General features: G+C 67.8%; 11 protein-coding genes. 4 read left to right on the top strand and 7 right to left on the bottom strand.

Translation table 11 applies throughout. From position 1 onward, the window contains the following. Nucleotides 1–50: 50 nt before the first annotated feature. From lnt to AB0L82_RS11805, 6 genes are all read right to left on the bottom strand, one after another. Entirely contained in the window at nucleotides 51–1,667 is a 1,617-nt protein-coding gene (lnt, locus tag AB0L82_RS11830; RefSeq protein ID WP_364636009.1) for an apolipoprotein N-acyltransferase, read from the bottom strand. 321 nt (nucleotides 1,668–1,988) lie between these two features. Further along, nucleotides 1,989–3,584, bottom strand: a complete 1,596-nt coding sequence (locus AB0L82_RS11825; RefSeq protein ID WP_364634101.1) for an amidohydrolase — start codon at nucleotides 3,582–3,584, stop codon at nucleotides 1,989–1,991. A gap of 124 nt (nucleotides 3,585–3,708) precedes the next feature. Then, nucleotides 3,709–4,491: an alpha/beta hydrolase gene (locus tag AB0L82_RS11820; RefSeq protein ID WP_364634100.1), complete on the bottom strand. Its 783-nt coding sequence runs from the start codon at nucleotides 4,489–4,491 to the stop codon at nucleotides 3,709–3,711. Between the two features lie 49 nt (nucleotides 4,492–4,540). Further along, entirely contained in the window at nucleotides 4,541–5,035 is a 495-nt protein-coding gene (locus tag AB0L82_RS11815) for an FxsA family protein (protein WP_364634098.1), read from the bottom strand. A gap of 120 nt (nucleotides 5,036–5,155) precedes the next feature. Beyond that, nucleotides 5,156–5,818: a response regulator transcription factor gene (locus tag AB0L82_RS11810; RefSeq protein ID WP_364634096.1), complete on the bottom strand. Its 663-nt coding sequence runs from the start codon at nucleotides 5,816–5,818 to the stop codon at nucleotides 5,156–5,158. Between the two features lie 43 nt (nucleotides 5,819–5,861). Beyond that, entirely contained in the window at nucleotides 5,862–7,079 is a 1,218-nt protein-coding gene (locus AB0L82_RS11805; protein ID WP_364634094.1) for a histidine kinase, read from the bottom strand. Nucleotides 7,080–7,139: 60 nt separating this feature from the next. On the opposite strand from AB0L82_RS11805, the gene AB0L82_RS11800 reads away from it, so the two are divergent. Further along, nucleotides 7,140–7,907, top strand: coding sequence for a TSUP family transporter (locus AB0L82_RS11800; RefSeq protein ID WP_364634092.1), 768 nt, complete (start codon nucleotides 7,140–7,142; stop codon nucleotides 7,905–7,907). 36 nt (nucleotides 7,908–7,943) lie between these two features. Here AB0L82_RS11800 and AB0L82_RS11795 read toward each other — a convergent pair whose 3' ends face one another. Then, nucleotides 7,944–8,915 (bottom strand): helix-turn-helix domain-containing protein, encoded by a 972-nt coding sequence (locus tag AB0L82_RS11795; protein ID WP_364634090.1) that lies wholly within the window; start codon nucleotides 8,913–8,915, stop codon nucleotides 7,944–7,946. 178 nt (nucleotides 8,916–9,093) lie between these two features. Between AB0L82_RS11795 and AB0L82_RS11790 the strand changes: the two genes are divergently transcribed. The 3 genes from AB0L82_RS11790 (at nucleotide 9,094) to AB0L82_RS11780 (ending at nucleotide 13,145) form a co-directional block, all read left to right on the top strand. Beyond that, the gene (locus AB0L82_RS11790) at nucleotides 9,094–10,629 is read left to right on the top strand and encodes a TldD/PmbA family protein (RefSeq protein WP_364634088.1); all 1,536 of its coding nucleotides are present in this window, start codon (nucleotides 9,094–9,096) and stop codon (nucleotides 10,627–10,629) included. 21 nt (nucleotides 10,630–10,650) lie between these two features. After that, nucleotides 10,651–12,045, top strand: a complete 1,395-nt coding sequence (locus tag AB0L82_RS11785) for a TldD/PmbA family protein (RefSeq protein ID WP_364636006.1) — start codon at nucleotides 10,651–10,653, stop codon at nucleotides 12,043–12,045. A 284-nt stretch (nucleotides 12,046–12,329) separates the two neighbouring features. Continuing rightward, on the top strand, nucleotides 12,330–13,145 hold the full coding sequence (locus AB0L82_RS11780; RefSeq protein ID WP_364634086.1) for an alpha/beta fold hydrolase: 816 nt from the start codon (nucleotides 12,330–12,332) through the stop codon (nucleotides 13,143–13,145). The last annotated feature ends 39 nt before the right edge of the window (nucleotides 13,146–13,184 follow it).

Below are 13,184 nucleotides of genomic sequence, written 5' to 3'. Positions count from 1 at the left end.
ATAGTGATCGCCGCAGCGGGACAGCCCTCGTCGCACGTGCCCGCAGTGAATTATTCGGCCGGAAGGGTGCCGGCCACCGCATCAGGATCCGCCGGAGTCGCAGTGGTGGTGCGCCGACGAGTGACGGCCGCCACAGTTGCGGCCGCGGCCAGGATACACAAGATTCGTTCCGGCGCGGGACCTATCCGGGAGGCGAGTGTCGTGTTCGTGCGCAGCGGCAGGGTCGCCACCAGAGCGGCCGGAACGAACTGCTCAGTCTGCTGTTGGATGGCGCCGTCGGCGGTGATCATGGCGCTCACCCCGGTGGTCACCGAAACCACCACGGCGCGACCGTGCTCCACCGCGCGAATGCGCGACATGGCGAGCTGCTGATAGGTCATCTCGCTCTTACCGAAGGTGGCGTTATTGGACGGCACCGTGAGAATCTGCGCACCGGCGCGCACCGCGTCCTCGAAGGCGCGATCGAAGGCGACCTCGTAGCAGGTGGCCACGCCGATGGCGACGGGCGCGCCGCCGCTCGCGGGTGGTACGTGCACCACGCCGTCACCGTTGCCCGGCACGAAATAGCCCGCACGGTCGGCGTATTCGGAGAAATGCCGGAAGAAGCTCCGATAGGGCAGGTATTCGCCGAACGGCTGGATGATCTTCTTGTCGTGCCGCTCCCCCGGACCGCCGTCCGCGGTCCACACGATCACCGAATTGGTGGTGGTGCGATCGTCATTGACGAGCACCGCGCCAACCAGGATGGGGGCCTTGATATCTCGCGACGCCTGCGTGATCTCGGCATAGGCGTCGGAATTGCGCAGCGGGTCGATATCGGAGGAATTCTCCGGCCAGATAACCACATCCGGCTGCGCGGCCTGCCCGGCCGCGACGGCCTTGGCGAGCTCTTCGGTGCGCTTGACGTGATTGTCGAGAACCGCGCGACGCTGGGAATTGAAGTCCAATCCCAACCGCGGCACGCTGCCCTGGATGGCGGCGACCGTGATCGGCCGGTTGCCGTCCTCCGGGCGGGGCAGCGCGGTCCGGAGGATCACTCCGGTGAGGGGAACTATAGCCACAAGCATTGCCGCAGCAACAATTCGGTTCCAGGATATGAGACGCCAACGCCCCGATCTGGGACGATTCGGACGCGCTTGCGGCGTGTCCGTGCTACGCGCTAACTCGATGCCCCACACCGCCGCGGCGGCCAGTCCGGCACCCGTGAGCGCCACCGCGAAACTCACCAGCGGTGCGCCGCCGAGCATGGCGTACGGCAGATACCAGCCGTCGGCCTGTCCGAAAGCCAGTCTCCCCCAGGGGAACCCACCGAACGGAAAACTCGACCGCCCCCATTCGGTGAGCGACCACGCGGTGGCGACCCACAGCGGCCAGCCCGGCAACCGCCCGACCAGTCGCACCAGCATTCCGAACAATCCGACATACACCGAGAGCGCCGTCGAAAGTCCGATCCACGGTACCGGTCCGACATAGATTCCGGTCCACGGGAGCAACGGCAGGAAAAACGCCATCCCGGCGAGGAATCCATACCCGAAACCCCCACGCGGACGGCCGTTTCCGCGCACGGTCAGAATCAGGATCGCGATTCCCACCGGAGCGAGGAACCACAGCGTGCGAGGCGGGAAACTCGCGAACAGCAACAGTCCGGCGATCACCGCCGCGACCATGCGCGCCGGCACCGGATACGCCCGCAGCAAACCGCCCGCCCGGGCCGCTATACCGCGCCCCGCGGCATCGCTCTCCGCGTGATCATCGCCCTCGACAATCGACTTGCTCACGACGCCAATACCTTTCGATCCCGCACCGCACCCCGAAACGTCTTTCCCGATGGGATGCGGATCGCACGCCCGAGATATGGCCTGCCGGTTCGGAATTCATGCCGACCGTACGCGATGTCGAGCGGCGGGCGGTGCACCAGGTCGCGACGCGGGCGGGCCTTCGCCATATCATCGGCCACTGTCGTGCGCGCAGCGCCTTCCGCCGGCCCGTCAGACCGCATGAATTGTGGTCCCGCGGTGCACGGTGGCCAGGCAGCGGGGCAGGGTCGCGTCCGGGGTCAGGGGCGGGAGGCCGGGGACGCGGGAGCGGGGGTCGGTGGACCAGCGCTGGACGGTGTCAGCGGCCGCGGCGACGACCAATTCGTCCGCTTCCCACACCGCGTACGAGGCGGGTGAGCCGGGGACCAGGGTTCCGGCGACGCCGTCACGGACGCCGCCCGCGCGCCAGGCGCCGCGGGTCGCGGCGGCGAAGGCGGCGCGCGGGGAGATCTGGTGGCCGGGGGTGCGGTGGTTGACCGCCGCGCGCAGCGCTTCCCACGGGCTCAGGGCGGTGACCGGGGCATCCGAGCCGATGGCGAGGGAGATGCCCGCGGCAGCCATGGCGGAGAACGGGTTCAGGGTGGCGGCGCGGTCCGCGCCCAGACGGGCGGCGTACATACCGTCCGTGCCGCCCCACGCGGCGTCGAAAGCCGGTTGGACGCTGGCGATTACACCCCAGGCGGCCAATTTGGCGATCTGCTCGGCGTCGACCATTTCGGCGTGTTCGATGCGGTGTCCGCGTGCGGCGAATGCGGGGCCGCCGACCTGGGTGACGACCTGTTCGAAGCCCGCGACGACCGCGTCCATGGCGGCATCGCCGATGACGTGGAAGCCGGATTGGATCCCGGCCTCGGTGCACGCGAGGACATGGGCGGCAATGGCTTCCGCGTCGAGGTAGGAGGTGCCGACGGTGTCCCGATCGGCGTACGGGTCGCGCAGCCACGCGGTGTGCGAGCCGATGGAACCGTCCACGAACAGGTCACCGCCGAGCGCGTGCACGCCCAGTTCCTTGATCAGGGTGCGGGCCTCGTCGGCGGTGCGCACGGCCTGACCCCAATACGCGCGCACCTCCACGCCGTGGTCGAAGGCGAGCAGTTCGCGCACATCGGTCTCACCGGAGATATCGGGTCCGGCGCATTCGTGAACGGCGGCAATGCCATTGGCGGCGGCGTGATCCAGCGCGGCGCGGCGGGCGGCATCGCGCTGCGCGGGTTCCAACGCGCCGAGCGCGGCGCGGCGCACCAGGTGATGCGCTTCGGCGCGCAGCGGTTCACCCCGGGTGAAGCCGGGCGTTCCGGTCAGCGCGGGCACGGCGTCCAGCAGTGCGGTGGAGGCGACGGCCGAATGCGCGTCCACCCGAGCCAGATACACGATGCGCCCCGGCGCGGCGGCGTCGATCTCCTCGAGAGTGGGCGGGCGGCCTTCGGCCCAGGTGGTGTCGTCCCAGCCATCGCCGAGCACCGGTCCGGCGGGGTGCGCGGCGGCGTGCGCGCGCAGCAGTTCCAGGCATTCGGTGAGCGAACGCGCCTGTGCCAGATCGAGTCCGGTGAGTTTGAGTCCCAGCGCGGTGGTGTGCACGTGCGGGTCGACGAACGCGGGTGCGACGAACGCGCCGCCGAGGTCGACGATCTCGGCGTCCGGGTGCAGTGCCCGTCCGGTGCGGTCCGCGCCGACCCACACCACGGTGCCGTCGGTGACGGCCATGGCGGTGGCGTCGGGATTACTGGAGCTGTAGATGCGACCGCCGACAAGCAACTGGGTACTCACGGGTTTCCAGTCTGCCGCACGCGCGGTGTGCACTCGCAACCGCACTCCACCCACCGGACGTACGTCACATCTCGCCCGGCGCTCACGGTGATTCGGACTCGCGCGTGCTGTGCGGGACGCGACATTATTCGGAGGGTTGCGCCTTGGCCGCGAGTTCGGTGATGGCGGCCGCGACCTCGGCGGGATGGGTGAAGGGCAGTTTGTGATCGCCCTCGAGCCAGCGCACCTCGATACTCGGCACCGCGGCATGCAGGATTTCCCCGCCTTCACGCCAGGTCTTGTTGATCCGGGCGGCCTGCGCGTCCCTGCCCTGCGAAGTATGTGTGGCCAGCAGCATGGTCACCGGGCAGTCCAGGGTGCGGTAGGTGTCCAGCAATTTCTGCCGACGCTGATCGACCTCGATGGTGAGATCGGCGAACGCCTTGCCCGGCATGGCGTATCCGTGCGCGCTCATGCGCACCAGCAGCATGGCGAGTTTGGTGCCGAGGCTGTTGAAGGATTCGCGGGTCTTCTTGGGATCGTCGATGAGCGATGCCTGGATGGGGGCCGCGCCGTCCAGCAGCACCAGTCCGGCGATCTGGCCCGGATGCGCGGCGGCGTATTCGACCGCAAGGTCCGCGCCGAGGGACCAGCCGATCAGTATCGGCTGTTCCACATCCAGCGCCCGCAGCACCGCGTCCACATCGGATTCGAAGTCCGCGAACCTGTAAGACTCTGCGGTGGAAGCTTTTCCGTGCCCGCGCAGGTCGAAAGTGATGCTCTCGTATCCGTGCAGTTCCGAGACGACCTGCTTCCACGCGACCTGGGTCGCGCCCGCGCCGTTGAGGAAGACGAGCGCGGGACCCGCCCCGGACCGCGTCACCGGCAGGGTGACCGCGCCATTGCGCACGGTGGTCTCGCTGGACATCGCTATCGGCCCTTCGACTATGCGGGTCTGAACGGCGTTCAGCCTACGGTCAGCGCGGGTCGATCATGCGGCGGGCATCGCCCTGGCCGTCGTCGTAGTACTCGGTGACCACGGTGGCGTCGATGACCTCACCGTCGGGATCGATCACCACATTGCGGTAGCCGTACGGGCCGACCGCGGTGGCGACCCGGGCCAGGCGGCGCGCGGCGAACGCGGCCACCACCGGGCGGATCAGGAAACGGGTGAACGGCACCAGCGCGACCAGGCCGATCAGCGAGGTGAGCAGACCGGGCACGAACATCAGCACCGCGCCGACCGTGACCAGTGCGCCGTCGGCGACGGCGGTGCTCGGGTCCAGTTCACCGCGTGAGGCGCGGCGGAAGTTCTCGAAGACGCGGCGGCCCTGCGAGCGAACCAGGATCAGGCCCGCGGCCGAACCCGCGATGAGCAGCAGAATGGTCGGGAACACGCCGATGAGGTGACCGAACAGAATGAGCGTGGCGATCTCGGCGATGAAGTACGCGGCGAACAATAGTGCGGGCATTAGGCGATCCTTTCGGCGATCTACTTCCCTCAACGGTTCGCGCTGCGAATTCTCTCCCGATGCGTCCGGATTCACATTCGGCTATCAGGGTGTATGCGGTAATGCCAGGTGCCGAGCGGGTCAGGCGTTGCCCGGCCGGACCAGTCCGGTTTCGTAGGCCAGTACCACCGCCTGCACGCGATCGCGCAGGTTGAGCTTGGTGAGCACGCGCCCGACATGGGTTTTGACGGTCGCCTCGGACAGGAACAGGGCCCCGGCGATCTCGGCATTGGAACGTCCGACGGCGATGTGTTCGAGCACCTCGCGTTCGCGGGCGGTGAGCACATCGAGGATGGCGGGATCGCGCCCGGCGGCGGGATCGTCGGCGATGAGACGGTCCAGCAGGCGTTTGGTGACCTTCGGTGACACCACGGCGTCCCCGGCGGCGACACTGCGAATGGCCGAGATGAGGTCCTCGGGCGGGGTGTCCTTCAACAGGAATCCGCTGGCCCCGGCGCGCAGCGCGCCCAGCGCATGCTCGTCGAGATCGAAGGTGGTCATGACCAGAACGCGGCTGCCACAACCGGATTCGATGATTTTGCCGGTGGCGGTGACACCGTCGGTGATGGGCATGCGCACATCCATGAGCACCACATCGGGGCGCAGTTCGGCGGTGCGGGAGATGGCGGCGGCCCCGTTATCGGCCTCCCCCACCACCTCGATATCCGGGTGGGCGCCCAGCACCATCTTCAAGCCCGCGCGCATGAGTTCCTGGTCGTCCACGACGAGAACGGTGATCGGCACATCATCCAATCTATCGGTACGACGGCCGGACCGGCCCCGGCGGCTAGTCCGGGACGGCCCGGTACAGCGGGATCGTGGCGTGCACGGCCCAGCCGCCATTGCCGGTGCGGCCGACGGTGAGGGTGCCGCCGAGCACCGCGATGCGTTCGCGCATACCCACCAGGCCGAGCCCGCTGCCGGGAATCAGGCTCGCGGGGGCGGTGATCCGGGTGGGCAGGGATTCACCGCATTTGCCGTGCGCGCGGGCGCTGGGCGCACCGCCGGAATCGACGATATCGAGCAGGACATCGTTCTCGGCGCGTTCGATGCGGACTTCGGCGCGCGGATCGGGACCGGCGTGCCGCAGGGTATTGGTGAGCGATTCCTGCACGATGCGGTGGATGCCGAGGCTGACTTCCGGTGTGACGGTATCGATTTCGCCGCACAGCTCCAGGGAGACATCGAGTCCGGTATCGCGCATCATGCGCACGACTTTGGCGATGCCCGCGGTGCCGTGCTGCGGAAGTTCTTCCGGCGCATGCTCGATGCGCAGCAGCTCCACGGTGCGCCGCAGCTCGCGCAGCGCGTCGCGGCCGGTTCCGGCGATGGTGGTCATGGCCTTCTCGGCCAGATCGGGGTTGTCCCGCAACGCGAATCGCGCACCGTCGGCCTGCACGATGATCACGCTCACCGCGTGCGCGACCACATCGTGCAGTTCACGAGCGATGCGCGTGCGCTCGGCGGCGACGGCATCGTGCGCACGCCTTTCCTTGTCATAGTCGGCAACCGCCAACCGCGCGGCCACCTCGGCGTCATAGGCGTGCCGCGCCCCCACGAATTCGGCGAAGGTCCAGCACAGCGCGTAATACAGCGCCGTGAACGCCAGATCACCGCCCTCGGGATTGCCGATCAGCAGAAAAGAAAGCGTGCTGTCGAAGACCAGCAACCCCAGATACCAGAGTCCTTCGCGGCGGCCCACATACGCGACCAGCGTGTACAGCATGACCCCGAGCCCCAGCAGCGCCGGATGCACCGACGAATCATCCCCGGCCCAATGCGTGATCGTGGTACTCGTGGAGATCAACACCAATACCAGCGCCGCCCCGCGCGGATAGGTCCGCCGGAAAATGATCGGCACCACCAACAGCACACCCAGCACCAGGTAGGCGACCTTATTCCTGGCCTCCCCCACCGCCAGCACATCCAAGGTCAACAGCAACAGGGCCAGTATGGAATCGGAGATGAGTGGCTTCCCTCGCAGCCACAAGCTGAACCGGCGCACCCCCACACCCTAGAGGTAGTCGGTTTGCTCGCGGTTCACGAAGTCTGGTTGGGTCGCGGGGTGGGTGTTGCGGACTGGGCGGTTTTGCTGACGGCGGCTACCGCCGCGGGGTGGGTCGATGCCGTGGTCGGCGGCGGGGGTTTGATCGTCTTGCCTACGCTGTTCGTGGTGCTGCCCGGGCTCGCGCCGCAAACCGCGTTGGGCACCAATAAGATTGCCGCGTTCTCCGGCACCACGGCCGCGGTGATCACCTTCGCCCGCAAGGTGCCGATGCGCTGGAAGCTGCTGATTCCCGGCGCGGTCATCGCCGCCATCGCGGCGGCGTGCGGGTCGGCACTGGTCGCCCTGATCGACCGCAAATACTTCATCCCGATCGTCATGGTGGTGCTGATCGGCGTCGCCATCTTCGTCACCATTCGCCCGTCCGTGGGCGTCACCATGGCCACCCATCCCCCCACCCGTCGCAAAACCCTGCTGGTCGTGGGCCTGGCCGCCGGTCTCATCGGCCTCTACGACGGTGTCCTCGGCCCGGGCACCGGCACCTTCCTCATCATCACCTTCGCCACCCTGCTCGGCACCGAGTTCGTCCGCGCCGCCGCCATGGCCAAGGTCATCAACTGCGGCTCCAACCTCGGCTCCCTGATCTTCCTGGCCGCCACCGGCCACGTCCTCTGGGCACTGGGCCTGTCCATGGCCGTCGCGAATGTGGCGGGCTCCATCGTGGGTTCGCGCATGGCCCTGGCCAAGGGCGCGGGCTTCGTCCGCATCGTCCTACTGGTCGTCGTCGTAGCCATGGTGATCCGCCTGGGCTGGCAGCAATTCGGCTGATCCCCGTCGTGCCGCGGAGGCACGACGGGGCCGGGGTCAGACGTAGGCGTTTTCGCGGACTCGTAGGTCGCCGGCCGGTTCGGGGTCCGGGTCGGATGCGGAAGAGTTGCCGCGCCAAGAGGATTCGCCGCCGGAGTCGGGGGTGGATTCGGGGGTGACGCAGGAGCCGGTGGGCAGGTGGTGCACCGGGTCGGGGGTGACGCGGCGGAGCATGGCGGCGCCGAGGTGGCGGACCGGGAGGTCGGTGCGGCGCACGGGTTCCGTGGTCACGTAGGACGGGCGGGGGTCTTCGGTGCGGGGCGCGGGGGTCTGGTCTACGCGCGGGGCGGCCGTCATGGCGTGCGAATGGCTGGCGTCCGGATCGGCGCTGGCTATCGCGGCGGGGGGCGGGGCGGAGAGCCAGGGGGCCAGGACTTTCGAGGTGGTTTCCTGGATTTTGCGTTGCAGCTCATCGGGATCGCTGATGGCGCTGGTTTGGAACAGGACCGTCAGGGCGCCGGAGACCGCGCCGACGACCGCGCCCACCAGGGCGGCCGCGCCGACCTCGTCGAGTTCGTCGGGGAAGGCGGTGCGGAGTTGGCGGGCTATTTCCTGTTGCGCCGAGAGCTGGGCGTAGGCGGCGCGACCCGAGACGGCGGGAACGGTGCGCGAGACCTGGGCTCGCACAACGGCTATACGGGCGGCGAGAGTATCGCCGAGGTGCTCGCCGGGGTTATCGCCGGCCGCGCGTAAGGCACGTAGCAACACCTCGACGGGGCGTTCGTCGGGACGGCGGGCGGCGATGGCGCGGGCGGCCGCGCTCACCCGATCGTCGGGTTCGGGAAAGAGGAGTTCCTCTTTGCTGGCGAAGTAATTGAAGAACGTCCGGGTGCCGACTTCGGCGGCGGCGGCGATATCGGCGACGGTGGTCGCCTCATAACCTCTGCTTTCGAACAATTCGACGGCGGCCTCGTAGAGGGCACGGCGGGTGCGTTCTCGTTTGCGGTCGCGGAGCGCTGATGGCGGCACGCGGGCAGACGCTACGCCATTGCGACCGAAAAACCCGGTATGTACTGGGCTTGTCGCCCGCGTTTCATGCTGTGCTTCTTCACACTCCGTGCATTCTTGCAGCGTGTGCAGGTTTGCACGGTGTGAACTTCATTGTGTCCCAGTGTGTTGTTGAAGCGCCGGTACGCGACCCTCTAGCGTGGTGCGGGTGAGCATCGCAACCAAGGTCGTGGATCCCGAGTTCCGCGCGCTGCCGCTGACCGCGCTCGCCGATGCCGCTCTGACGGCGGCGCGAGCGGCCGGGGCGGAGTATGCGGACCTGCGGGTGCATCGACTCACGCAGCAGAGCATCCGGTTACGCGACGGGCGCGTCGAATCCGTGCGCGACAGTACCGATCTCGGTTTCGCGGTGCGCGTGATCGTCGACGGCACGTGGGGATTCGCCTCGCACGCGGATCTCACCCCGGAGTCGGCGGTACAGGTGGCGCGGCGCGCCGTGACGGTTGCCAGCACATTGCGGGGACTGAATCGCGAGCGTGTCGAGCTCGCCGATGAGCCGCGGTATGACGGCGTGGAATACGTCTCCGAATACGATATCGATCCGTTCGCGGTGCCGACACCGGACAAAGTCGCACTGCTGCTGGACTATTCGGAGCGGCTCAAAGCAGCCGACGGCGTGGATCACGTGACGGCGAATGTGCTGCAGGTGAAGGAGCAGACCTTCTACGCCGACACCTTCGGCTCGCGCATCACCCAGCAGCGTGTGCGCCTGCACCCGGAGATCGAGGCCATCACCGTCGATCCGTCGGCGGGCGTATTCGAAACCATGCGCACCCTCGCCGCCCCGGCGGGTCGCGGCTGGGAGTACGTCACCGGCGCGGACGGAACCTGGGACTGGAACGGCGAACTCGCGCAGATCCCCGGATGGCTGGCCGAGAAGGTCAAGGCCCCGACCGTCACCGCCGGACCCACCGATCTGGTCATCGACCCCACCAATCTGTGGCTGACCATTCACGAATCCATCGGCCACGCCACCGAATACGACCGCGCCATCGGCTACGAATCCGCCTATGCGGGAACCTCCTTCGCCACCCCCGACAAACTCGGCACGCTGAAATACGGCACCCCGATCATGCACGTCACCGGTGACCGCACCCAGCGGCACGGTCTGGCCAGCGTCGGCTGGGATGACGAGGGCGTCGCCGGACAGCAATGGGATCTGGTGCGCGAGGGCACCCTGGTCGGCTATCAACTCGACCGCGTCTTCGCACCCCGCCTGGGCCTGGAGCGATCGAACGGCTGCTCGTACGCCGATTCGGCACACCATGTTCCGATCCAGCGCATGGCGAACGTCTCCCTGCAACCCGATCCCGAACGCGATACCACCACCGCCGAACTCATCTCCCGCGTCGAGAACGGCATCTATATCGTCGGCGACAAATCCTGGTCGATCGATATGCAGCGCTACAACTTCCAATTCACCGGCCAGCGTTTCTTCCGCATCCGCGACGGCGAACTCGCCGGACAGCTGCGCGATGTCGCGTATCAGGCCACCACCACCGACTTCTGGGGTTCGATGGAAGCGGTCGGCGGCCCCTCCACCTGGGTGCTGGGCGGTGCGTTCAATTGCGGCAAGGCCCAGCCCGGTCAGGTGGCGGCGGTCTCGCACGGTTGCCCGTCGGTGCTGGTGCGCGGGGTCAATATTCTCAATACCCGCGCCGAAGCCGGACAGTAGGAAAGGACCGACACGGTGAGTGTGCTCCCCGCCCCCGAGGTCGTCGAACGCGCGCTGCGGTCCTCGCGCGCCGATGAGGCCATGGTGATCGTCACCGACGCGCATGAGGCGTCGCTGCGCTGGGCCGGAAACTCCATGACCACCAATGGTTCCTCGATAGCGCGGGACTGGGCGGTGGTCTCGATCTTCCGCGATGACGCCGGTGCGCGCGTCGGCAGCGTGAGTTCCACGAGTGTGGACCCGGCCGATATCGAGGCCGTGGTGCGCGCCAGCGAGGAGGCCGCGCGCACCGCCGAACCCGCGCGCGATGCCATGCCGCTGCTGGATCCGCAGATCGTGGATCACGCGACCCTCGATGCCATGCTGGATTGGGAGGGTGAACCCGGCAGCACCGATATCTCGGTCTTCGCCGAACTGGCCCGCGATCTCGCACCCGGTTTCGACGGCAGCGATCAGCTGTACGGATTCGCGCATCATCAATTACATTCCACCTGGCTGGGTACCTCGGCCGGGATTCGGCGGCGCTGGGTGCAGCCGACCGGATCGGTGGAGATCAACGGCAAACGCGGCGCCGGAGCGGATTTGGCGAGCGCGTGGGTCGGTGCGGGCACCACCGATTTCGCGGATGTGGATGTGCCCGGCCTGCTCGCCGAGCTGTCCCGCCGCCTGGATTGGAGCAAGCGGCGGGTGGACCTGCCCGCCGGGCGCTACGAAACCCTGCTGCCGCCATCGGCCGTCGCGGATCTGATGATCTATATGGCGTGGACCATGGAGGGCCGCGGCGCACACGAGGGCCATACCGCGTTCTCCCGCGCGGGCGGCACCCGAATCGGGGAGCGGCTCACCGATATTCCGCTCACCCTGTATTCGGATCCGAGCGCGGCCGGGCTGGAGTATCGGCCGTTCGTCGCGACCCCCGCGTCCTCGGAATCGCTGTCGGTGTTCGATAACGGGCTCACCGCGCAGCGCGCGAACTGGGTGCGCAAGGGCGTCATCGAGAATCTGGTGTATCCGCGCGCCACCGCGGCCGAATTCGATGCCACCGTCACGGTTCCCGGCGAGAACCTGCTCATGACGGGCGGCGGGGACGCGTCCCTCGCGGATATGATCGCGCGCACCGAACGCGGGCTGCTGCTGACCTGCCTGTGGTACATCCGCGAGGTGGATCCGGCGACACTGCTGCTCACCGGACTCACCCGCGACGGGGTGTACCTGGTCGAGAACGGTGAGGTCACCGCCGCGGTCAATAACTTCCGCTTCAACGAATCACCCTTGGATCTGCTGCGCCGGGTCAGTGAAGCGGGCCGCAGCGAGATCACCCTGCCGCGCGAATGGAAGGACTGGTTCACCCGGACCTCCATGCCCGCCTTGCGAATTCCCGATTTCCACATGTCCTCGGTGAGCCAGGCGACCTAGCCGGTGACGGCTGTGTTCGGCGCGGGTCGGCGACCCGCGCCGTATTCGGTCCGGACGACGGTCCGCTCCCCGGTTACCCATTGGTGCGCTTCGAATTTCGAGCCGATCCACCAGTCGCTCCCCGCTGATCGCGACACGCCACGGCGCGGGTGACGCGCCCAGCGAACACGCCGCAGACGGCGAACACACGCCAAATCGGCTCCGCCACGCAATGATTCCTTCTGCTAGCTATCCGGCTGTACCGGCATTACCTCTTCCAGCGTTCGCACCAGAAGGACCGAACCATGAGCACCTCGACCGTTATCTCCAAGGACGGCACCGTCATCGCCTACGACAAGATCGGCGGCGGCCCGGCCGTCGTCCTGGTCGACGGCGCGTTCTGCCACCGGGGCATGGGGCCCAGCACCCCGGTGGCCAAGGAGCTTTCGGACAGCTACACCGTGTACACCTATGACCGGCGCGGACGCGGTGCGAGCGGGGACACCCCGCCGTACGACCCGCAGCGCGAGATCGAGGATCTCGCCACGGTGGCCGCCGAAGCCGGTGCGCCCGTGAGCATTTGCGCCTTCGCCTCCGGCGTGCCGCTCGCCCTGGAGGCGGTGCGGCACGGATTGGCGGTCGACAAACTCGGGCTCTATGAATTCCCCCTGGTCACCGATGATTCCCGCACGCCGATCCCGGCCGACTACCAGCAGCGCCTGATCGATCTCATCGCCGCCGAAAAACGCGGCGCGGCAATCAGATACTTCATGCGCGCCGCCATCGGAGCGCCCGCCCCGGTGACGGCGGTCTTCCCCCTCATGCCCGGCTGGTCCGGACTCACCAAGACCGCGCATACGCTGCCGTACGACGCCCGTTTCCTGGCCGACGCCCTGGACGGCAAACCCATCCCCGCCGATCGCTACGACTACATCACCGCCCCCACCGCCGTGTTCGCGGGCTCCAAGAGCCCGCAGTGGATCAGGCACGGCAATACCGCACTGGCGCAGGCCATTCCGGGCGCGTACTACGCCGAACTGCCCGGTCAGACCCGCCAGGTCAAGGCCAGGCTGTTCACGCCCACGTTGAAGACGTTCTTCGCGGCCAGGCCGTCCCGCTGACGATCCCGAGCCGGTTCCACACCGGCACAGCGGGTTTCG

This window comes from Nocardia sp. NPDC052001, from assembly GCF_040680615.1.
In the GTDB taxonomy this organism is placed as follows: Bacteria; Actinomycetota; Actinomycetes; order Mycobacteriales; family Mycobacteriaceae; genus Nocardia.
Note: the sequence above shows the minus strand (reverse complement) of the source record. Positions and strands in the feature narration are given on the sequence as shown.

Coding starts and splice junctions, on each gene's coding strand:
- AB0L82_RS11815 (WP_364634098.1), bottom strand. CDS start 5,035: ATGCCCGCACTATTGTTCGCCGCGTACTTCATCGCCGAGATCGCCACG.
- lnt (WP_364636009.1), bottom strand. CDS start 1,667: ATGGTCGCGGCGGTGATCGCCGGACTGTTGCTGTTCGCGAGTTTCCCG.
- AB0L82_RS11820 (WP_364634100.1), bottom strand. CDS start 4,491: ATGTCCAGCGAGACCACCGTGCGCAATGGCGCGGTCACCCTGCCGGTG.
- AB0L82_RS11780 (WP_364634086.1), top strand. CDS start 12,330: ATGAGCACCTCGACCGTTATCTCCAAGGACGGCACCGTCATCGCCTAC.